The organism is Sulfitobacter sp. 1A13679 (assembly GCF_043557115.1).
GTDB classification, from domain to species: domain Bacteria; phylum Pseudomonadota; class Alphaproteobacteria; order Rhodobacterales; family Rhodobacteraceae; genus Sulfitobacter; species Sulfitobacter faviae.
Genome location: NZ_JBIFFO010000003.1, coordinates 209,028 through 229,127, shown reverse-complemented (window position 1 = coordinate 229,127; position 20,100 = coordinate 209,028). Strand labels below are relative to the sequence as shown.

Here is a 20,100-nt window from a genome sequence, read left to right as displayed (position 1 = left end):
AAGGGCAAGGGCTATGGCCCCGCCGAAGCCGCGCGGGATCGCGGCCATGCCACGGCCAAGTTCAACGTGGTGACGGGCGAGCAAAAGAAAGCCCCCTCCAACGCGCCGAGCTACACCCGCGTTTTCGCCGACAGCCTGCTGGCCGAGGCCGCCGAGGATGACAAGATCTGCGCCGTGACCGCCGCCATGCCCGATGGCACCGGCCTCGACCTTTTTGCCGAACGCTATCCCAGCCGCTGCTTCGACGTGGGCATCGCCGAGCAGCATGGCGTGACCTTCTGCGCGGGCCTCGCCGCGGCGGGGATGAAACCTTTCTGCGCGATGTATTCCACCTTTTTGCAACGCGGCTACGACCAAGTCGTGCATGATGTCGCAATCCAGCGCCTGCCGGTGCGTTTCGCCATCGACCGCGCGGGGCTCGTGGGCGCCGACGGGCCGACCCATGCGGGCGCCTTCGACGTGGCCTTCCTCGCCAACCTGCCGGGTTTCGTGGTCATGGCCGCCGCCGATGAGGCCGAGTTGCGCCATATGGTCGCCACCGCAGCCGCCCATGACGACGGCCCCATCGCCTTCCGCTATCCGCGCGGCGAAGGGCGCGGGGTCGAGATGCCGGAGCGCGGCACGCCGTTGGAAATCGGCAAGGGCCGGATGATCCGCGAAGGCAGCAAAGTCGCGCTTTTGTCCTTTGGCACGCGGTTGGAGGAGGTCGAAAAGGCCTCCGAAGCGCTCAGCGCCAAGGGCATCACCCCCACCATCGCCGATGCGCGTTTCGCCAAACCACTCGACCGCAACATGATCCTGAAACTGGCCGCAGACCACGAAGCCCTGATCACCATCGAAGAGGGCGCAGTCGGCGGCTTCGGCAGCCATGTCGCGCAATTGCTGGCGGATGAGGCGGTGTTCGACAAGGGGCTCAAGTTCCGCTCCATGGTGCTGCCCGATACCTTCATCGATCAGGCCAGCCCGGCGGATATGTATGCCGTGGCGGGGATGAACGCCGAACAGATCACCGCCAGGGTGCTTGAGGTGTTGGGCATTGGCGACTTGGACGCGCAGCGCGCCTAACTTGCGGCGGTCAGCACCAGCAGGCCGCCCGCGACCAACGTAATCGCCACGCAGAGATAGCCCAAAAGCACGAAGAGCCCGTCGCGGGTGAATAGCCCGAAAGCCAACAACGCCACGGTGCCCGCCCCGAGCGACGACATCATCGGCAGCACCTCCATGAAGGGCCAGCCGAGCGGGATGATCGTGACCACGACAAGTGTGATGAAACGCATCGGCCCGGTTGTGAGGAACTGAAGGCGCGGCTTGCAACGTCCGTCGACAAAGGCGCAGGGCCGACGCAGAAACCTTACGCAGCCGCTCAACCGATGCCCTGCCACCTCACGCCGCAACAAGAACTGTGGCATCCAAAGCCTGCGCCGTCCGGTCACGGCCTGCACGGCCAGCAAGATGATCGTCACCGCCGCGAGGGTCGAGACGCCGGGAATGCCCGACAGGGGCGAGACCAGCAGCAAGGCGACGATCAGGATCAGGGGGGTGATCGAACGGTCCCCGATCTCATGCAGCACGTCGTTGATCGACACCGCTTCCTTCTCTGCCGCGCGCTCCATGCTATCCAGCAAATGGGCCAACGTGTGTTCGTCTTGACGCATTCAGAGCCTCTGGCGGTGCCTCGGATTCAGTCTTCCGCCTCCAGCAGCGCGGCCAGACCAGAGCGGTAATCGGGATAGATCGGTTGCCAGCCCAACGCCGCCTTGGCGTGATCGTTCCGGACCTTCTTGCTCTCCGCGTAAAAGCTGCGGGCCATGGCGGTCATCTCGGCCTTGTCGAAGTCCACCGCCGGGGGCAAGGGCAGGCCCAAAAGCGCGGCGGCATGGCCGATCACATCCTGCGGCGGGGCCGGATCATCGTCACAAAGGTTATAGATCGCCCCCGGCTGCGGCTTGGCCAGCGACAGGTCCAAGGCTTGGGCGATATCCTCCACATGAATACGCGAGAAGACCTGCCCGGGCTTGATGATGCGCCGCGCCGTGCCTTTGCGCACCTTGGCGAATGGTCCGCGCCCGGGGCCGTAAATGCCCGCGAGCCGGAAGATATGCAGCGGCAGGCCGGGGATCGCGCCCCATGCCGCCTCGGCCTGCACCCGCGCCGCGCCACGCCGGGTGGAGGGGGTGAGCGGTGTCGTCTCATCCACCCAATCGCCCCCATGGTCGCCGTAGACGCCGGTGGTCGACAGATAGCCGACCCACCGCAAATGGGGGGCCGCTGCGGTGATTTCATCCTGCAGATCCAGCAGAACCGGATCCCCTTCCGGCCCCGGCCCGGCAGAGACCAATAGGTTGGGCACCTCTTGCAAATGCGAAGACAGATCGCTGCCGGGCCAAAGCATCGGCTCCACCCCCGTCGCGGCAATCTCATCCAGTTTTTCGCGGCTGCGGGTCGTGCCGATGATGCGCCAGCCTTGCGGGAGCAACCGGGCCGCCAAGGCCCGCGCGCTATAGCCATGGCCGAGGGAAAGAAGCGTTTTATCCATACCGCCAAAGTGGCCCGCTTGGGCCGCAACCACAAGCGGCAAGCGGTGGATTTACTCTTTCAAAAGGTCGAGCCGCTGCGATCATTAGAACCTGCGCGATTAACCCCGGCGCTCCGCTGGTAGCGAGACTACCATGCACTTCGCTATGAGGACCTTCGCAACGCCTCAGGCGGGGCGAACCCCTCAACCCAACGGTAGACCACTTGACGCGCCAGCGCTTCGTCATTCGCCACCAGCGCCTCACGCAGGTCTCGCAGGGCCGAGGCGATTTCGAGTTCGTGCAGCCCGTTTTCCCGCGCGGAATAGATTTTGGGATGGGCCGTATTGATCAGCAGACCGCTCAACGTGAGCTCTTCGGTCATCTTTTCGCCGGGGCGCAGACCGGTGATCTCAATCTCGATATCGCCATCGGGGTTGTCTTCGTCCCGCACGGTGTATCCGGCGGTCTCGATCACCTGCCGGGCCAGTTTGAGGATCGGCACGGGTTTGCCCATGTCCAGAACAAAGACCTCGCCTCCCTGGGCCAGCGATCCGGCCTGTAGGACCAAGCGCACAGCCTCTTCGACCGTCATAAAGTAACGCGCCACACCCCGGTCTGTCACCGTCAACGGGCCACCGCGGCTGACCTGCTCTTGGAACAGTGGCACGACCGACCCGGAGGACCCCAGAACATTGCCAAAGCGGACCATGGAGAAGATGACACCGCCCGGGCCGCCATATTTGCGCGCCATATCCTGAATGACGAGTTCGGCAAGGCGCTTGGACCCGCCCATGATATTGGTCGGGCGCACGGCCTTGTCGGTGGATACGAGGATGAAACGCTCCACCCCCGCCCGGGCAGCCTGTTCGGCCAAAGCATGGGTGCCGAGGACATTGTTCACCAGCCCCGACAGCGGGTTCGCCTCGACCAAGGGCACATGTTTATAGGCCGCGGCATGAAGAACCACATTCACCCCGTGTTGCGACAGCACTTTGCGCAGCTGCCGGGTATCCGTCACCGTCCCCAAGACCGAGACGATTTCGATATCGCTGCCCTCGGCCAACTGGCGGATCTCCATGTCGGCGTTATAGAGGGCCAGTTCGCTCAACTCGAAAAGCACCAGTTTGGTGGGCCGACAAAGCAACACTTGGCGGCACAGTTCCGACCCGATGGAGCCCCCTGCACCCGAGACGAAAACCACTTTACCCGCATAGCTCTCGCCCCCTTCGTTGATCATAGGGGTGACCTCATCCCGGTTCAAAAAGCGGCTCGGAGAGACGGGGGAGAGCTTGTCGACCAAAGCCTCTTCGCCGATCAGCTGCGCGAAGGAGGGGAGGGTCTGCACCTCAAGACCCAACTTTTCCAACCGCCGAGCGATCTGGGCCTGTTTGGGGGTGCTGAGCGAAGGCACGGCAAGCAACACGCGATCGATCTGCTTTTCGACGGTAAGTTCAGCGATGCCCCGTGGGGAATAGACCGGCAGCTTCGAGACGTTGAGCCCCTGAAGCGCGATATTGTCATCAACAAAAGCAATCGGTTCGATCGTTTCATGGCCGCGCAGGGCCGAAACCAGTTGCGTCCCCGTGGTGCCTGCGCCGTAGATCAAAACGCGGCACCGCGCGTCGCCCGTCCGGTAGATTTGCAACACGATATGCAACAAGATGACCCGCGACAGCACCACCAGCGAGAAAAAGATCGCCCCGAACATCACATGTACGCCGATTGGGAAATCCAGCCCCAGAAGGGACGCGCCCAGCAGAGATACGGCCGCAAGGGTGGTCCCGAGTATCGCGGTGCTTCCGACCGCTGCGGTTTCATAGGCATTGAGTTGCGTGGTGCAGACCCCCAAGCGGATCGAAACGATGATACCGACGATCAGGGTGAGAGGTAGCGTGAGGGCGTAGCTGAAAAAGGCATCGAGGAAGGGTTCAGGCAATCCGCGCACCGCCAGCGCGAGGATGGCAGCCAGCAGGATCAGACAGGAATCGAGCGTCAGCATGATTACGCGCTTTTGCCGCTTGGTCAGCGACTTGATAATGCTCAGCATGCGCCGCTCCCCTGTTTACGGCTGTATTCGAGAATGCACTGCGTTCCCCACCTGCGCACTACCATCTTCTGTCCTTGGCGCCGATGCACCACACTAAGGGGGAAAACGGCCAAACGCGCATAATACATCGCCATCCGAATCTACAATTGCTTAAATATGCGGCAAACAATGCCACGCTTTGGTTAACAAAACCAATTCTTAACACATTTGCTCAGCGGCGTCTCGCCCGATGACTGAAAACGTTAACCACGGCTGAAGAAGTTCTGGACGGTTTGCAACATCAGGGCAAAGTCAAAACAGATGCTTTGATGGCGCTGATAGATCAGATCAAGCTGCGCCTTGCGCGGGACGCAGGTGCGACAATAGACACGATCGGTCTCTGCCGCGGTCTCGCAGCGTGACAGCAGCCGTTCTTCATGTTTGTGAAAGCGGATCGTGGCCAGACCGGTCACCCCGGGCCGGGATTTCAGGACGTCGGCATAGACCTCGGGGAAACGCTCAACATATTCGCGCAGCGGCGGGCGGGGGCCGACAAAGCTCAGATCACCGCGCAGGATGTTCCACAGCTGAGGAAACTCATCCAAGCGCCGCGCCCTGAGCCATGCGCCCGTGGGCGTGATCCGCGCGGCCTTGTTGCCGCCCGACACGCCCTGATCCTCTTCGGCCACCGTCATCGTGCGCAGTTTCCAGAGCTTGAAACTCTCTTCCGGCGTTTTCATCCGCTCGGCCACATGGAAAAGTGGCCGCCCCTCTTTGACCAGCAGCCAGACCAGCAAGCCCAGCAGGATCGGCCCCAAGATGACAACGAGAAGGCTGGCGAAGAACAGATCGAAAATGCGCTTGCGCAAAGTCATTGATGGGTCTTCATCGTTTGTTCATATCCTGCTGCCATTCATGCACCAAACCGGCGGGCGTTTGAGTTTCTGGCGTGAAATCGACGTGGCGTTCAAGTGCATTCGTATCCAGCCGCACCTCGGGAATGGCGGCGGGAGGGGCGGGTTTGGCCTCCCACGCCAGCCCCGCCGCATCCAGCAACGCCCCCATTTCCACCGCGCCGGGGGCCGCGATGTTCAGAATGGGCGGCAGTTTGTCTGCTCGGCAGAGCGCGTGCAGCACCCGCGCCAAGGTCACCGGCCCGATGTAACTGCGGCTTGGCGTGCGACCATTGGTGAAGCGATCAATCTGCATACCCGGCCGCCAGCCCCCGAGGATCGCATCCGCCCCCGCTACGTTGCCGATCCGTAGCGCAGTGACTGCGGTCTCGCCGCTCGCCTCTTGCACCGCCTTTTCCATCGCAAGCTTCTGCCTACCGTAATCCGACAGCGGAGCGCAGGACAGTTCCTCTTGCAGCGGGCCGTCCTCTGCACCGTAGACCGCCGCCGATGAGGCGACGAGAAGCCGCGGGACCCCCGCCGTCTCTGCCAGTTTCAACGCAGCTAAGGCGAGGGTCGCATTGTCTTCCAAAGCGGCATCACAAGCACCCGCGCGGGCCGGTGTCACACCCGCCAAAGAGATGATCGCTCTTGCCCCACGCGCGGCTGCGAGGGCCGCGTCGCTTGGGCTCTCTTCTGCATCTGGCAAATCGAAATCATAAAAACCGGGGCGCGGTGCCCGCGACTGGCTGCGCAGACCCTGCGGCTCTGGCCAATGACGGCGCAGCATGCCGCCCAATCGGCCCGTCGCACCAAGTAAGAGGACTCCGTCGATTGCCAACCCCCTGCCCGAAGCCGCATTGCCCATTGAAATCATTGACGCCATAGGTTCAGCCATTATCCTGCCGAATTAGAATTGTAATCATAGGCCGCGCAGGCAGCATTCTGCGAGACCCGTTATTTTACATTAGACATTGATCAAATACCCCGGTTTGCCGGCAAAACATTCGGAAGCGATGCGCATCTTATGAAGCACTTCAGCAAGCTGTTCCTCTCGATCCTGCTGGCATCCTCTCTTGCCGCCTGCGCGAGCCTTCCGCGCGGTGCCGCCATTCAGAAAGAGGTGATACGGGCGGCGGAGACTCCGGATGCGGATATCGCTGTCTATCCGGTGACCCATGCCTTTCTGCCCCATGTCGCCCAATGGCCCCGTACCGATAGTAAGCGCCATAGTTGGATCGGCGCCAGCCGGGGGTCAAATGCCCAAGTCATCCGCCCCGGCGATCGGCTGGACCTCTTGGTCTGGGACAGCGGCGATAACTCCTTGCTGACCTCTCCGGCTCAACAAGTCGCCACCCTGCCCGGCATTCGCGTCTCGGAAAGCGGGACCATCTTCATGCCCTATATCGGCAAGGTCAAAGTCTCTGGCCGCACGCCGGATTCGGCCCGTCAATTGCTTCAACGGCAGCTTGAGGGGATCGTGCCTTCCGCACAGGTGCAACTGGCGATGACCGAAGGACGCGGCAATTCGGTGGACCTCGTGGGCGGGGTGAACAAGCCCGGCAACATCCTGATGCCGGACAACAACTTCACCGTTCTCGCCGCAATCTCGGCTGGCGGCGGCGTGCTCTCCAGTATCGAAAACCCGCAGGTCAAACTGCTGCGCGGCGCCAATATCTATACCACCTCGATCGACCGGCTTTATGAGAACCCAAGCCTCGACACCCGGCTGATCGGGGGCGACAAGCTGATCATCGAAGATGACCGCCGCTACTTCCTGTCGCTAGGTGCCGCCGGGCGGGAGGCACAGTTTCCCTTCAACCGCGACGAAGTCTCGGCGCTGGATGCATTGGCAATCATCGGCGGGGTGAACGAATCCCGCGCCGATCCCGAAGGCATCCTGATCCTGCGCGAATACCCCGCCAGCGCGGTGAATACGGGCGTGCGCGGCCCGCGCCGCACGCGGGTGGTGTTCACGCTGGACCTGACCACATCCGACGGGCTGTTCTCGGCGCGGAATTTCCACATTCAATCCGGCGATCTGGTGCTCGCGACGGAAAGCCCGCTGTCGGACACCCGCACCATTCTGGGTCTTGTCGGATCGGTCTTCGGACTGGTGAATACCGCCGGAAACCTCAGCAACTGACCCTAGCCGATCCGCTTGCCCTCGGGCACCAATGCGTTGATCTGCGCAAGGTGTTCGGGCAAGCAGCGGGTCAGGAAATCGTAATTCTCAACCACATGAGCCCGCGCCGCCGGGCCGAGATGGGCGTGATCCTGCGGACGGGCGAGCACCTCTACCACCTGCGCTGCCAACGCATCGGGGTCGAAGAAATCCACCAGCAGGCCGGTTTCACCGTGGGTCACGGCCTCGCGCACCGGGGCCACATCAGAGGCGACGATCGTGGCCTGCATCGACATGGCCTCGAGCAAGGACCAAGACAGCACGAAGGGCATCGTCAGATAGATGTGACAGCGGCTGATCTGCACCAGCTTCTTGAAGTCGGGATAGGGCACTTTGCCCACGAAATGCACGCGGTCCCAATCGACCCGATCCTGCAACTCCGCCGCCATCTCTCCGCGCAGACCGCCGGGATGATCGCTCTGCTTGCCGTAGGAGACCTCATTGCCGCCGACGATCACCACCCGCGCATGGGGCCGCTCGGCCAAGATACGCGGCAGGGCGCGCATCATCGTGTGAAAGCCGCGCGTCTTTTCCAGATTGCGCGCGACATAGGTGATGATCTCATCCTCGCGCGTCACGGGCCGCGCCAAACGCCCCAGACGCAGGCTCACATCCGGGTCGGGCAAAAGCTGATCGGTGCGGATGCCGTCGTGACAGACATAGAGCTTGCGGTGAAAGCTCTCGGGAAAACGATCGCGCTGCCAATAGGTCGGGCAATGGCCCAGATCGACGGTTTCGATATTGGCAAGCGGCACGATGTTGCGCGCGTGGTTGAGATAGGGCGCATGGGCCGAGATTTTCTCGGCAGGGTCAAAGCCCACCATCCCGCCGGTCATGTTATAGTAATACTCGAAATAACCAATGATCGGCACATCCGGCCAAAGCTGTTTGAAGAAACTCAACTCCCCCCAGCCGACGTGGCCGATGATGATGTCGGGGCGAAACCCCTCTCGCGTTTCGATCTGCTGGGCGGCGTTGACGGCGCCGAACCCATTGCCTGAGGCTTCCTCCCAAATGCGCGAGAGACCATAGGCTTTCTCGTCGGGGCGGTGATGGGGGCGGTAGACACGGGTTTCGACCCCCGGCAGCTGCGGCGCATTCTGACGCTGGGTCAGAAAATAAATGCGATGCCCGCCCGTCTGCGCCAGCCATTGTATCAATTCCCGGTATTGGCCGGGCATGTTCTGGTGCACAAAGAGAAAATTCATATAATCGTTCCGTAAAAGCCTTGCGCGCCAGTTAGCCGCAAGCGGCGCGCTCTGGCAACATCGCGCGCCCTTTCCGATGGCGTGTTCGCTTGAACCTCCCTCGGCCCTATGTCACCTTTGGACATGACAGATAAAACGTTCCCCTCTTGGCCCGATGTGGCCGCGCAATTGGTCGAGGTCGCCGCCGGACGGCGCGCGGCCGATACGATCATCACCGGCGGCATTTGGGTCAATGTGCACACCCGCGAATGCCTGCCCGACCATGACATCGCCATCGCCGCCGGGCGCATCGCCTTTGTCGGTCCCGACGCCAGCCATTGCCGGGGCGAGAGCACGCGTATCATCGAGGCCAAAGGCCGCTACATGGCGCCCGGCCTTTGCGACGGGCATATGCATATCGAGAGCACGATGCTCACCCCCGCCGAGTTCGCCCGCGCAGTGATCCCGCATGGCACCACCTCGGCCTTCACCGACCCGCATGAGATCGCCAATGTGCTGGGTCTCGACGGCGTGCGCATGATGCATGATGAGGCGCTGATGCAGCCCATCAACATCTTCACGCAGATGCCCTCCTGCGCGCCCTCCGCCCCGGGGCTGGAGACCACGGGTTTTGAGATCACCGCCGAGGATGTGGCCGAGGCGATGACATGGCCCGGCATTGTCGGTCTGGGGGAGATGATGAACTTCCCCGGCGTCAGCAATGCCGACCCGCAGATGCTGGCCGAGATCGCAGCGACGCAACGGGCGGGCAAGACCGTGGGCGGGCATTACGCCTCCCCCGACATTGGCCCCGCCTTTGCCGCCTATGTGGCGGGCGGTCCGGCGGACGATCACGAGGGCACCTGCGAGGCCGACGCCGTGGCGCGGATGCGGCAGGGGATGCGGTCGATGATCCGGCTGGGGTCGGCCTGGTACGACGTGAAGACGCAGATCACCGCGATCACCGAAAAAGGCCTCGATCCGCGCAATATGATCCTTTGCACCGATGACAGCCACTCGGGCACGATCACCAACGAAGGGCATATGAACCGCGTTCTGCGCCATGCCATCGACTGTGGCTGCGATCCGTTGATTGCTTTGCAAATGGCGACGATCAACACCGCGACGCATTTCGGGCTGGAGCGCGAAATCGGCTCGCTGACGCCGGGCCGTCGGGCGGATGTGATCCTGACCTCGGACCTTGCGAGTTTCCCGGTCGAGACAGTGATCGCGCGCGGCGAAGTGGTGGCCGAAGACGGCAAATGCCTTGTCGACTGCCCGCATTTCGATTGGCCAGACACCGCGCGCAACACGGTGAACATGGCGCGTGACCTCGCGGCGGCGGACTTCGACATCCCCGCCCCCGAAGGCGCCAATGCCGTCACCGCCAATGTCATCGGTGTGGTCGAAAACCAAGCGCCCACACGCGCGCTGAAGTTCGAACTGCCGGTGACCGAGGGCCGCGTGCAGGGCACGGGCGAGGTCTGCCAGATCGCGTTGGTGGAACGCCACCGCGCGACGGGTACGGTGACCAACGCTTTCGTCTCTGGCTTCGGCTATGAAGGGCGCATGGCCATGGCCTCAACCGTGGCGCATGACAGCCACCACATGATTGTCGTCGGCACCGATGCCGAGGAGATGGCCCGCGCCGCCAACCGTCTGCGCGAAGTGGGCGGTGGCATCACCATCTTCCGCGAAGGCGAGGAACTGGCGCTGGTGGCCCTGCCGATCGCCGGGCTGATGTCCGACCGTCCCGCCGCTGAGGTCGCCGCCGATGCCGAAGCCCTTGTTCAGGCGATGATCGACTGTGGCTGCAAGCTGAACAACGCCTATATGCAGCATTCGCTCTTGGCCCTTGTGGTGATCCCCGAACTGCGGATCTCGGACCTTGGGCTGGTCGATGTGCAGAACTTTGAAATCATACCTTTGTTAGAGCCGCAAACATGACAACGATCCTGACCCCGGACACCCCGAACCCGGAAAGCTTCCGCGATGCGACCGCTGCCGTGAACCGTCTGACCGAACTCTATCAGCAAGCCACCACCTTCCTGCGGGAGTCTTTTGCCAAGGCGATGGAGAGCTCGGCCCCCGATGCCCGCGTCCGCGCCTTTTACCCTGAGCTGCGGTTTCGCACCTCCTCCTATGCGCATGTGGATACGCGGCTGTCTTTCGGGCATGTCTCCTCTCCCGGAACCTTTGCGGCGACGATCACCCGGCCCGATCTGTTTCGGAACTACCTGATCCAGCAAATCGGCCTGTTGATCGAAAACCACGACCAGCCGGTGATTGTCGGCCCTTCGACCACGCCGATCCCGGTGCATTTCGCCATGTCCGGCGACAACGCGCTGAACGTGCCGCAGGAGGGGGCGGCGGACTTCACCCTGCGCGATGTCTTTGACGTGCCGGATCTGTCGACGACCAATGACGATATCGTTAACGGCACCTATGTGCCCGAGGATGACGTGCGCCCGCTTGCGCCCTTCACCGCGCAGCGGGTCGATTACTCCCTCGCACGGCTGGCGCATTACACGGCCACGGATCCTGAGCATTTCCAGACCCATGTGCTGTTCACCAACTACCAGTTCTATGTGACGGAGTTCGAGCAATACGCCCGCGAGATGCTGCGCGACCCGGAAAGCGGCTATACCGCCTTCGTCTCGACCGGCAATGCCGAGATCACCGATCCCGATGCGCCCTTGGCCGAAACGCTGAAGACGCCGCAGATGCCGACCTATCACCTCAAGCGGGCGGATGGGTCTGGCATCACGCTGGTCAACATCGGTGTCGGGCCTTCCAACGCCAAGACCGCAACCGACCATATCGCCGTACTGCGCCCGCATGCCTGGCTGATGGTCGGCCACTGCGCCGGTCTGCGCAACACGCAGGCCCTTGGCGATTTCGTGCTGGCGCATGGCTACCTGCGTGAGGATCACGTTCTCGACGACGACCTGCCGGTCTGGGTGCCGATCCCGGCGCTGGCCGAGATCCAGATCGCGCTGGAGCAATCGGTGGCGCAGGTCACCCAGCTAGAGGGCTATGAGCTGAAACGCATCATGCGCACCGGCACCGTCGCCACCATCGACAACCGCAATTGGGAACTGCGCGACCAGTCCGGCCCGGTGCAACGGCTGAGCCAGTCCCGCGCCGTGGCGCTGGATATGGAAAGCGCCACCATCGCCGCCAATGGCTATCGCTTCCGGGTGCCCTATGGCACGTTGCTATGCGTGTCGGACAAACCGCTGCATGGGGAGTTGAAACTGCCCGGCATGGCCTCGGACTTCTACAAAACCCAAGTCGCCCGCCATCTGATGATCGGCATCCGCGCCATGGAGTTGCTGCGCCGCATGCCGCTGGAGCGGATCCACAGCCGGAAACTTCGGTCCTTCGACGAAACGGCGTTCCTATAGGGCTAGAAACAGCGGAAAATCGCATGTTTTCGCGTTTATGGCGCCACAATTCGTTGTGTTATCCCACAACATACCGTTACATTCCGGCCATGAGGCCCTAAAAAGCGGGCAGTCTAAGGAGAATAAAATGGCAAAACCGATGACCAAGACCCAGCTCGTTGCTGCTCTGGCAGAAGAGATGGACACCGACAAGAAATCCGCAGGCGCAGCGCTCGACGCCGTTTGCAACCTGATCACCCGTGAAGTGTCCGCCGGCGGTGCCGTGACCCTGCCGGGCGTTGGCAAAATCTATTGCCGTGAGCGCCCCGAGCGGATGGTCCGCAACCCCGCCACTGGCGAACAGTTCAAGAAAGACGCCGACAAAGTGGTCAAGATGACCATCGCGAAAGCGCTGAAGGACAGCGTGAACGAGTAAGCCTTGGGCTGAGCGTTTACGAAAGGGTCGTCTTCGGGCGGCCCTTTTTTGTTGTGGGATTGATGGAGGGCCATCGCCTCCGGCTTGTTTCCGGGCCGGGTGGCACATCTTACCAAACCCACCTTGCCCTCCCCCTACAAACCCGCCATTCCTTAGCAAGTTCAGCACAGGGGGCATTTCATGGACATCCGCGCAATTCTCATGGGGCTGGCCTTTGCCGTGATGTGGTCCTCGGCCTTCACCTCAGCCCGCATCATCGTGATGGACGCCTCTCCCCTGCTGGCCCTCTCCCTGCGCTACCTGATCTCGGGCCTGATCGGCGTCGGCATTGCGCTGGCCTTGGGGCAAAGCTGGCGGCTCACCCCTGCGCAATGGCGGGCGACGATCATCTTCGGCGTGCTGCAAAACGCGGTCTACCTCGGCCTAAACTTCATCGCCATGCAGACCATTGAGGCTTCCCTCGCCGCGATCATCGCCTCCACCATGCCGCTGCTGGTCGGTTTCGCCGCTTGGGCCTTCTTGGGTGAAAAACTGCGCCCTCTGGGCATCGCAGGACTGTTTGCCGGTGTCATCGGCGTCGCCATCATCATGGGCGCGCGCCTTGGCGGGCAAGTGGACCTCTATGGCCTCATCCTCTGCGCCATCGGCGTTGTGGCTCTCACCGCCGCCACCCTGCTGGTGCGCGGCGCGACCTCGGGCGGCAACTTCCTGATGGTCGTGGGCCTGCAAATGCTCGTCGGTTGCGTCGCCCTCTCCATCGCCACCGCGCTGTTCGAAACGCCCCGGATCGACCCCAGCCTGCGCCTGACGCTTGCCTTCGCCTATACCTGCCTCGTGCCCGGCTTGGCCGCCACTGTGGTCTGGTTCTGGCTGGTCAACCGCATCGGTGCCACAAGGGCGGCGACCTTTCACTTCCTCAACCCCTTCTTCGGCGTGGCCATCGCAGCGCTGCTGCTGGGCGAAACGCTGGGGCCGCGCGACATCCTTGGGGTCGCGATCATCGCGGGCGGCATCCTCGCCGTCCAAGTCTCGCGCCAGCGCAGGGCATAACGCCAGTGTGAGGCGCACCCCCTTTGAATTTCACCGCCACACCCCATCTAATAGGCCAAGCTCATGAACGGAGGACGCCATGCCCCAATACGAGAAAACCAACGCCGCGATTGACGCGCTGAGCCCCGAAGAATTCCACGTTACCCAACGCAGCGGCACCGAACGCCCCGGCACCGGCAAGTACCTCGACAACAAGGAACCGGGCATCTACGTCGACATCGTTTCGGGCGAGCCGCTGTTTGCGTCGTCCGACAAATACGAAAGCGGCTGCGGCTGGCCCAGTTTCACCAAGCCGATCGAGCCTGCCTATGTGGAAGAACTGGAAGACGCCTCGCTCGGCATGGTCCGCACGGAAGTGCGCAGCAAACACGGCGACAGCCACCTTGGCCACGTCTTCCCCGATGGCCCGCCCGACCGGGGCGGGCTGCGCTATTGCATCAATTCCGCCTCCCTGCGCTTCATCCACCGTGACGACATGGAAGCCGAAGGCTATGGCGAATATCTCAACCAAGTGGAGAATGTGACATGACAACCGAACGCGCAGTATTGGCCGGGGGCTGTTTCTGGGGCATGCAGGATCTGATCCGCCGCCGCCCCGGCGTGGTCTCGACCCGCGTCGGCTATACCGGCGGCGACGTGCCCAACGCGACCTACCGCAACCACGGCACCCATGCCGAAGGGATCGAGATCATCTTCGACCCCGCGAAGACCTCTTACCGCGAGTTGCTGGAATTCTTCTTTCAGATCCACGACCCGACCACGGTGAACCGTCAGGGTAACGACATCGGGATGAGCTACCGTTCGGCGATCTACTATGTGAACGACGAACAGAAAGCCGTCGCCGAAGACACCATCGCCGATGTCGAAGCCTCCGGCCTCTGGCCCGGCAAAGTGGTGACCGAGGTTGAGCCGGTGGGCGACTTCTGGGAGGCCGAGCCCGAGCATCAGGACTACCTTGAGCGTCTGCCCAACGGCTACACCTGCCACTTCCCCCGCGCCGATTGGGTCCTACCTAAACGCGACGCCGCTAAATGAACCGCTGCCCCCGGCCCCGCGCCGGGGGTTAGCCCACCGCCACCCGTGGGCGGCCCGAAGCCTCGACCGTAAGCGCGGCCTCGACGAAGACTTCCCGCCCTTCGACATCCGCCAGACGAATATCCCGCGTCACATCGCATTCAATCTCCGCCGCCCCGGCTGCCCCCGCGCGGGCACGGGCGGCTTCGGTCAAAGCGCGCTCCGCTTGGGACAAAGCGCATTCAGCGGTCGGGAAATCCTGCGGGCCATTAGCGAGGTGGAGGCGAAACACCCCCTCTTGCGGTACGGTGATGGTCGCGCTTTCGCGCATGATGACCCGGCCCACCACCGCGCCGATAGCATTGGCGACATGGGCGTATTTGGGCAAGATCATCTCATTGCCCAGCCTTTTGCCCACCGCCGGGTAGTAGGTCGCCGCCGAGGCGCCCAATCCCACGACAGGCAGGTTCAGCCCCGCATCAATCCGCAGCACGCCGCGATGCCCCGATAGGCCACGCTGCATCAACACATGGCGCGCCAGAACCTCTGGCGGCAGGTCGAAATCGGCGGCTTCCTCAGCGAATGCAGTCTCTAACAGGGCCAAAGTCGTCTGTTCGGTCAGACGGTCGAGGATGATCTGGGCGAGCTCATCAGGATCGGGGCAGAACCGCAGCCCCGAACCGCCGCGCTTGCGCCCGAACAGGGTCAACGCCTTGCGCGCGGCATCGGCATCCCATGCAGAAAGATGCCCCGTCACATGGCTCGCATCCGTGGGCGTCACCCCTGCCAGTTGCACCAACCCGCGTGCGACCAACCGCGCCAAAGCGCTTTGATCGACCCGATTGCGCAGCACATCCCCCAAGGGCCAGACACCGCCCCCGATCCGCTCCAACAGCGCCCTGTCGCGCGGGGCCAAACCTTCGGCCCCCTGCCCCTCTACGGCGCGGACAAAGCGGCCATCATGCTCTGCCGCCACGCTGCGGCGCAGCTGCGCGTCCAAGGCGTTATGCACCACCTCCGGCGCGTCGACCGCGATGAGAGAGATCGGCAGCAGGCGCTTCGGCCCAAGGGTCACGCCTGCGGTTAGACCCTGAGACGTGAAATGCACCTCGCTGTCGCCGCCCAGCCCGTGGGTGCGCATCGCGACCGCCTCGACCATGGTTCGATAGGGACCGACCTGCGCCCCTGCCGGGTCAATCGCCGGGCGACCGTAGCGCAATAGGGCCACATCGGTCGTCGTGCCGCCGATATCCGACACCAGCGCCGTCTCTGCCCCGGTCAACCAACGCGCGCCCACCAGCGATGCCGCAGGGCCGCTGAGGATGGTCTCGATGGGCCGTTCGCGGGCCTGTGCGCTCGACATCAGGGCGCCATCACCGCGCACCACCATCAACGGCGCGTGGATGCCCAGATGGCGCAATTGATCCTCTGCGCGGCCAATCAGCCGGTCGATCATGCCGATCAGACGCGCATTTAACAACGCCGTAAGCGCCCGTTTCGGCCCGTTCAGCTTGGCCGAGAGACTGTGAGAGGCCGAGACGGGGCGCCCCGTGACCTCTGCCACCAGTTCTGCGACCCGCTGCTCATGCGCGGGGTTGCGCGTGGCGAATTGGCTGGCCACGGCAAAGCCGCTGACCTCGGCCTCATGCGTCTCTAAAAAGGCGATCAGGGCCGGTTCGTCCAGCGGCGCCACCTCTGCCCCCGCGTGATCATGCCCGCCGGAAAGCAGCAGACAAGGGTCCCCCCGCAACGCCTCCGACAGCCCATGCGCTTCAAGATCCGCCGCGCGAAATCCGACATAGATCAAGGCGACGCGCCCGCCCTGCCCCTCGACCAGCGCATTGGTCGCCAGCGTGGTAGAGAGGGCGGCCATGGCGATCTCTTCCGCCGCCACGCCGGATTGCGCCAAAACCGCGCTGACCGCCCTGCCCACGCCCACGGCCAGATCGGCACGGGTCGTCAGCGCCTTGGCGGTGGCGATCACCTCGGTCTCATCGCGGATCAGCACCGCGTCCGTATAGGTGCCGCCCGTGTCCACGCCCAATAACACCGCCATGGGCGTGCCTCCTATGCCAAACGCGCTGCCGCCCAACGCGCGGCCTCGGCCACGGTGGGGTCAGCGTCTTCGGTCAGAGATTGCGCCACGGGGCGCAGCCGCGCCAGCCCGGAATTGCCGATGGCATAGAGCACGTTGCGCACGAAACGATCCCGCCCGATCCGTTTGATCGGAGAGCCGGAATAGCGCGCGCGGAAAGCGTTATCATCAAGGCCCGCAAGCTCGGCCAGATCGGCGGGCTGCACCGAGGGGCCGTGATAGCGCATATCGCTGGCCGCCACGGCGAACTTGTTCCACGGACAGGCGGCAAGGCAGTCGTCGCAGCCATAGATCCGGTTGCCCATCTTCTCGCGCAGGTCCAGATCGACCGGCCCTTTGTGTTCGATCGTCAGATAGGAGATGCAGCGCCGTGCGTCGAGTTGATAGGGCGCGGGGAAAGCATCCGTGGGGCAAGCCTCAAGACAGGCCCGGCAAGAGCCGCAGTGGTCCACCTCCCGGGCGTCGGGCGGCAGATCGAGGGTGGTGAAAACAGAGCCTAAAAAAGCCCAATTGCCGAACTTCCGGCTAAGCAGGTTGGTGTGTTTGCCCTGCCAGCCGAGCCCCGCGGCCTGCGCGAGCGCCTTTTCCGGCACCGGGGCGGTATCGACGAAAACCTTCACCTCCGGATCGAGCGCGCGCGCCTCCTCCATCAGCCAGCGCGCCAGCCGCTTCAGCCGTTTCTTGACGATATCGTGGTAATCGCGCCCCTGTGCGTATACCGAAATCCCGCCTTTGTCGGGATGCTCCAACACCGCGCGGGGGTCATGTTCGGGGGTGTAGCTTTCGGCCAGCATGATGACCGACCGCGCCTCGGGCCAGAGGGCAGCGGGGTTGCCGCGCCAATGCATCCGCTCTTCCATCCAGCCCATCTGCCCGTGAAACCCGGCCTCGACAAAGCGGGCGAGCCGTTCGGGCACCTCGGGCACGTCTTGGGGGCGGCAAATGCGGCAGGCGACAAAGCCTTCCTCAAGGGCCCGGGCCACCACCCGCGCCTTCAGAGCCTCCGGCCCGATTTCGGCGCGGGGGGCTGCAGGCATCAGAAGTCGAGGTTGTTGTAATGCAGCGGAGGCGGGAAGCCCGGCAGTTGATCGGCGAGGATCGAGCGGAAAGCCGGGCGCGACTTGATCTTGGCGTACCAATCCTTGACCACCTCAGAGCGGTTCCAATCCACGTCCGAGATATAGTCGAGCGAGGACAGATGCGCGGCGGCGGCGAAATCGGCCAGCGTCATCACGTCGCCCGCCAGCCAGCGGCGGTGATCCAGCAGCCACGCCATGTAGTCGAGGTGATATTTGATCGCTTTGGCCCCGGCCTTGACGTTCTTGCTGTCCGGGTAGCCCTGTTTGGTGACCTTCTTGTTGACCCGCTCATAGAGCAGTTTCGAGGTCACCTCGTCGTGGAACTTGTCGTCGAACCAACTGACCAAACGCCGCACTTCCAAGCGCTGCACCGGGTCACTGGGCAGCAAGGACGCCTCCGGGCGGGTCTCTTCGATATATTCACAAATCGCGGCGCTTTCCGCCATCATGATCCCGTCGAGCCGCAGCACCGGCACCTTCCCCGCCGGGTTGCGGCGCAGGAAATCGGGGTCTTGCTCCCAATAGCGCTCCTCGACCAGTTCCACCTCGATCTTCTTCTCCCCAAGGCTGAGCCGCACCTTGCGGCAGAAGGGGGACAAGGGAACGTGAAACAAGCGAGCCGTCATATAAAGTCCGTGTGGTTAAAGGGATTGCACTCTTCCATGCCTGCTGGCGGAGGGATTTTCAACTCTCGAAACAGGCGGCGCGACCGTCCGCGCGGATGGTCGCCGCCCCGTCCATGATCTGGGCCGTGCGCTTGCGGGTAAAGTCACCGGGGCGCGAGGCGGAACGCTCTTTCGGGTCGGGTAGGATCGCGGCAAGGCGGGCGGCCTGCGTGGCGCTTAGGTCTGCCGCCGCGACGCCAAAGTAATGCGGCGCCGCCGCACCAACGCCAAAGACACCTTCGTCGAACTCGGCCACATTCAGATAGACCTCGATGATCCGCCGCTTGGGCCAGAGGGTTTCGACCAGCGGGGTCATCCCGGCCTCAAGCGCTTTGCGCAGCCACGACCGGCCATGCCAGAGGTAGACGTTCTTGACCGTCTGCTGGCTGATCGTCGACGCCCCGCGGGCCGACCCGTTTTCGATCGCGGTCCGGATCGCCTGCATGTCAAAGCCCCAGTGATTGCAGAAATTCGCATCCTCCGCCGCCACGGCGGCGCGGGCCATCACGGGGGCGATCTGCTCAAGCGGCACCCAGTCCCGCTGCACCCCCCCCAAACGGCGCGATTCCGAGAACATGTAGAAACCCGTGGGCGGATTGACGAAGCGGAACAGCAGCACCAGCAGCACCGCCAAGAGAAAGGCCAGCGCCAAGGCGCGCAAGGCCCAACGGCGCGCGCGTTTCTTGAGCGAGGGGCTGCTCTTGCTCGATTTCTTACCCTTGGGGGCGGTCTTTTTCCGTGTCGCCATAGATCAGCTATAGGCCGTCTGCGGGATTTTGTGAACGGCTCTCGCGCGCGGTGATCTCTTGGGCGAGGTAGGCCCCGATCCGGGCAGAGCCTCGGGCCGAGGGGTGCACATTGTCGCGAGCGAAGAGCCCGCGATCCCCCCGGTCGATCACATCTTCGGAATCGACGAAATGGATCCCGGGGCGGCGCGCGGCGAAGCGGGCGATGCGGGATTCGATTTCGACCAGATCATCACGGCAGCCCGCGAAGGCGCCCGAACCGGAACCTGCGTAATAGCCCATCCACATGAGCTGCGCGCCGGTCTGGGCGCGAAGACGCTGCAGGAAGGCAGGGATGCTACCGCTTTGACCATCCGGCGCAATCAGCGCATCGACAGCGGCTCCGCAGGCGCCACAGCCGCAATCGGCGTTCAGGTCATTCGCGCTGCCATTGACCACCACCCAGTTCCAGCGCCCGCCGGGGAACTGCTGCTGGATGTCAAAGCCGACGGCAGAGGCCACGGTCGAGGCATTGTCGAACTGAGCGCCCGGCACGGCGCGGCTGGTGACGTTGCGACCCGTTTGACTGGCGATGACATCAGGGATGGCCCGACCCCCGTTCCACGCCATGATGGAGTCGCCCAAGACGAGGATGTCACCCCCGCCGCGCGGGGCGGTGTCGGTGCAAGCGGCAAGGCCGGTGACAAAGGCGATGGCGATCAGAATTTTATGCATGGAGTCCTCCGATGCGGAGGAGGTAGCGCATCCCGTTCCGTCTACCACCCCGGCCCGGAAGCAAGCCGATGGCCCTCCCCGCGCGACCGGAGCCGCGCGGGGCAAAGG

General features: G+C 63.4%; 19 protein-coding genes. 8 read left to right on the top strand and 11 right to left on the bottom strand.

Features of this window, described 5'->3' with window-relative positions; translation table 11 throughout:
• Positions 1-1,065, top strand: a 1,065-nt coding sequence (locus ACGYLA_RS04260; RefSeq protein WP_394430560.1) for a transketolase C-terminal domain-containing protein, incomplete at its 5' end; no start/stop codon positions are given.
• On the opposite strand, the gene ACGYLA_RS04255 is transcribed toward ACGYLA_RS04260, so the two are convergent.
• The 5 genes from ACGYLA_RS04255 to ACGYLA_RS04235 all read right to left on the bottom strand — a co-directional run bounded on the left by ACGYLA_RS04255 (position 1,062) and on the right by ACGYLA_RS04235 (position 6,321).
• Positions 1,062-1,655 (bottom strand): exopolysaccharide biosynthesis protein, encoded by a 594-nt coding sequence (locus ACGYLA_RS04255; RefSeq protein WP_394430558.1) that lies wholly within the window; start codon positions 1,653-1,655, stop codon positions 1,062-1,064. The genes ACGYLA_RS04260 and ACGYLA_RS04255 overlap by 4 nt on opposite strands.
• A gap of 26 nt (positions 1,656-1,681) precedes the next feature.
• Complete coding sequence (locus tag ACGYLA_RS04250) at positions 1,682-2,536, bottom strand: SDR family oxidoreductase (RefSeq protein WP_394430556.1); 855 nt, start codon at positions 2,534-2,536, stop codon at positions 1,682-1,684.
• 143 nt (positions 2,537-2,679) lie between these two features.
• Complete coding sequence (locus tag ACGYLA_RS04245; protein ID WP_394430554.1) at positions 2,680-4,563, bottom strand: polysaccharide biosynthesis protein; 1,884 nt, start codon at positions 4,561-4,563, stop codon at positions 2,680-2,682.
• A 242-nt stretch (positions 4,564-4,805) separates the two neighbouring features.
• Complete coding sequence (locus tag ACGYLA_RS04240; RefSeq protein ID WP_394430552.1) at positions 4,806-5,417, bottom strand: sugar transferase; 612 nt, start codon at positions 5,415-5,417, stop codon at positions 4,806-4,808.
• 10 nt (positions 5,418-5,427) lie between these two features.
• Positions 5,428-6,321, bottom strand: a complete 894-nt coding sequence (locus ACGYLA_RS04235) for an NAD-dependent epimerase/dehydratase family protein (RefSeq protein ID WP_394430550.1) — start codon at positions 6,319-6,321, stop codon at positions 5,428-5,430.
• A 141-nt stretch (positions 6,322-6,462) separates the two neighbouring features.
• Here ACGYLA_RS04235 and ACGYLA_RS04230 point away from each other — a divergent pair, with 141 nt between their 5' ends.
• A complete protein-coding gene (locus ACGYLA_RS04230) occupies positions 6,463-7,581 on the top strand; it encodes a polysaccharide biosynthesis/export family protein (RefSeq protein WP_394430548.1) in 1,119 nt (372 codons plus the stop codon).
• A 2-nt stretch (positions 7,582-7,583) separates the two neighbouring features.
• Here the strand turns inward: ACGYLA_RS04230 and ACGYLA_RS04225 are convergent, their stop codons facing one another.
• A complete protein-coding gene (locus tag ACGYLA_RS04225; protein ID WP_394430546.1) occupies positions 7,584-8,828 on the bottom strand; it encodes a glycosyltransferase family 4 protein in 1,245 nt (414 codons plus the stop codon).
• Positions 8,829-8,951: 123 nt separating this feature from the next.
• Between ACGYLA_RS04225 and ade the strand changes: the two genes are divergently transcribed.
• From ade to msrA, 6 genes are all read left to right on the top strand, one after another.
• Positions 8,952-10,754, top strand: a complete 1,803-nt coding sequence (gene ade, locus ACGYLA_RS04220; protein ID WP_394430544.1) for an adenine deaminase — start codon at positions 8,952-8,954, stop codon at positions 10,752-10,754.
• Positions 10,751-12,214: an AMP nucleosidase gene (locus ACGYLA_RS04215; RefSeq protein WP_394430542.1), complete on the top strand. Its 1,464-nt coding sequence runs from the start codon at positions 10,751-10,753 to the stop codon at positions 12,212-12,214. Before ade ends, ACGYLA_RS04215 begins: the two co-directional genes overlap by 4 nt.
• Positions 12,215-12,341: 127 nt before the next feature.
• Positions 12,342-12,629 (top strand): HU family DNA-binding protein, encoded by a 288-nt coding sequence (locus ACGYLA_RS04210; RefSeq protein WP_007118569.1) that lies wholly within the window; start codon positions 12,342-12,344, stop codon positions 12,627-12,629.
• A gap of 180 nt (positions 12,630-12,809) precedes the next feature.
• Positions 12,810-13,679: a DMT family transporter gene (locus ACGYLA_RS04205; protein ID WP_168612445.1), complete on the top strand. Its 870-nt coding sequence runs from the start codon at positions 12,810-12,812 to the stop codon at positions 13,677-13,679.
• A gap of 79 nt (positions 13,680-13,758) precedes the next feature.
• Positions 13,759-14,208: a peptide-methionine (R)-S-oxide reductase MsrB gene (msrB, locus tag ACGYLA_RS04200; RefSeq protein ID WP_067263849.1), complete on the top strand. Its 450-nt coding sequence runs from the start codon at positions 13,759-13,761 to the stop codon at positions 14,206-14,208.
• Positions 14,205-14,714: a peptide-methionine (S)-S-oxide reductase MsrA gene (msrA, locus tag ACGYLA_RS04195; protein ID WP_394430541.1), complete on the top strand. Its 510-nt coding sequence runs from the start codon at positions 14,205-14,207 to the stop codon at positions 14,712-14,714. The genes msrB and msrA overlap by 4 nt, the downstream gene beginning before the upstream one ends.
• 28 nt (positions 14,715-14,742) lie before the next feature.
• Here the strand turns inward: msrA and ACGYLA_RS04190 are convergent, their stop codons facing one another.
• The 5 genes from ACGYLA_RS04190 to ACGYLA_RS04170 are packed head-to-tail and all read right to left on the bottom strand — an operon-like array spanning position 14,743 to position 19,992.
• Complete coding sequence (locus tag ACGYLA_RS04190; RefSeq protein WP_394430539.1) at positions 14,743-16,749, bottom strand: hydantoinase/oxoprolinase N-terminal domain-containing protein; 2,007 nt, start codon at positions 16,747-16,749, stop codon at positions 14,743-14,745.
• An 11-nt stretch (positions 16,750-16,760) separates the two neighbouring features.
• Positions 16,761-17,825, bottom strand: a complete 1,065-nt coding sequence (gene queG, locus ACGYLA_RS04185; RefSeq protein WP_394430537.1) for a tRNA epoxyqueuosine(34) reductase QueG — start codon at positions 17,823-17,825, stop codon at positions 16,761-16,763.
• Positions 17,825-18,493 carry a glutathione S-transferase family protein gene (locus ACGYLA_RS04180; protein ID WP_394430535.1) on the bottom strand — a complete coding sequence of 223 codons (669 nt, stop codon included), beginning with the start codon at positions 18,491-18,493 and terminating at the stop codon, positions 17,825-17,827. The genes queG and ACGYLA_RS04180 overlap by 1 nt, the downstream gene beginning before the upstream one ends.
• Positions 18,494-18,551: 58 nt before the next feature.
• Positions 18,552-19,280, bottom strand: coding sequence for a monofunctional biosynthetic peptidoglycan transglycosylase (gene mtgA, locus ACGYLA_RS04175; protein ID WP_168612441.1), 729 nt, complete (start codon positions 19,278-19,280; stop codon positions 18,552-18,554).
• Between the two features lie 7 nt (positions 19,281-19,287).
• A complete protein-coding gene (locus ACGYLA_RS04170; RefSeq protein ID WP_394430533.1) occupies positions 19,288-19,992 on the bottom strand; it encodes an SGNH/GDSL hydrolase family protein in 705 nt (234 codons plus the stop codon).
• Positions 19,993-20,100: the final 108 nt, after the last annotated feature.

Excerpts from the sequence above, each read along its gene's own strand:
- ACGYLA_RS04255 (WP_394430558.1), bottom strand. The coding sequence starts at position 1,655 with ATGCGTCAAGACGAACACACGTTGGCCCATTTGCTGGATAGCATGGAG.
- ACGYLA_RS04250 (WP_394430556.1), bottom strand. The coding sequence starts at position 2,536 with ATGGATAAAACGCTTCTTTCCCTCGGCCATGGCTATAGCGCGCGGGCC.
- ACGYLA_RS04245 (WP_394430554.1), bottom strand. The coding sequence starts at position 4,563 with ATGCTGAGCATTATCAAGTCGCTGACCAAGCGGCAAAAGCGCGTAATC.
- ACGYLA_RS04240 (WP_394430552.1), bottom strand. The coding sequence starts at position 5,417 with ATGACTTTGCGCAAGCGCATTTTCGATCTGTTCTTCGCCAGCCTTCTC.
- ACGYLA_RS04235 (WP_394430550.1), bottom strand. The coding sequence starts at position 6,321 with ATGGCGTCAATGATTTCAATGGGCAATGCGGCTTCGGGCAGGGGGTTG.
- ACGYLA_RS04230 (WP_394430548.1), top strand. The coding sequence starts at position 6,463 with ATGAAGCACTTCAGCAAGCTGTTCCTCTCGATCCTGCTGGCATCCTCT.
- ACGYLA_RS04225 (WP_394430546.1), bottom strand. The coding sequence starts at position 8,828 with ATGAATTTTCTCTTTGTGCACCAGAACATGCCCGGCCAATACCGGGAA.
- ade (WP_394430544.1), top strand. The coding sequence starts at position 8,952 with ATGACAGATAAAACGTTCCCCTCTTGGCCCGATGTGGCCGCGCAATTG.
- ACGYLA_RS04215 (WP_394430542.1), top strand. The coding sequence starts at position 10,751 with ATGACAACGATCCTGACCCCGGACACCCCGAACCCGGAAAGCTTCCGC.
- ACGYLA_RS04210 (WP_007118569.1), top strand. The coding sequence starts at position 12,342 with ATGGCAAAACCGATGACCAAGACCCAGCTCGTTGCTGCTCTGGCAGAA.
- ACGYLA_RS04205 (WP_168612445.1), top strand. The coding sequence starts at position 12,810 with ATGGACATCCGCGCAATTCTCATGGGGCTGGCCTTTGCCGTGATGTGG.
- msrB (WP_067263849.1), top strand. The coding sequence starts at position 13,759 with ATGCCCCAATACGAGAAAACCAACGCCGCGATTGACGCGCTGAGCCCC.
- msrA (WP_394430541.1), top strand. The coding sequence starts at position 14,205 with ATGACAACCGAACGCGCAGTATTGGCCGGGGGCTGTTTCTGGGGCATG.
- ACGYLA_RS04190 (WP_394430539.1), bottom strand. The coding sequence starts at position 16,749 with ATGGCGGTGTTATTGGGCGTGGACACGGGCGGCACCTATACGGACGCG.
- queG (WP_394430537.1), bottom strand. The coding sequence starts at position 17,825 with ATGCCTGCAGCCCCCCGCGCCGAAATCGGGCCGGAGGCTCTGAAGGCG.
- ACGYLA_RS04180 (WP_394430535.1), bottom strand. The coding sequence starts at position 18,493 with ATGACGGCTCGCTTGTTTCACGTTCCCTTGTCCCCCTTCTGCCGCAAG.
- mtgA (WP_168612441.1), bottom strand. The coding sequence starts at position 19,280 with ATGGCGACACGGAAAAAGACCGCCCCCAAGGGTAAGAAATCGAGCAAG.
- ACGYLA_RS04170 (WP_394430533.1), bottom strand. The coding sequence starts at position 19,992 with ATGCATAAAATTCTGATCGCCATCGCCTTTGTCACCGGCCTTGCCGCT.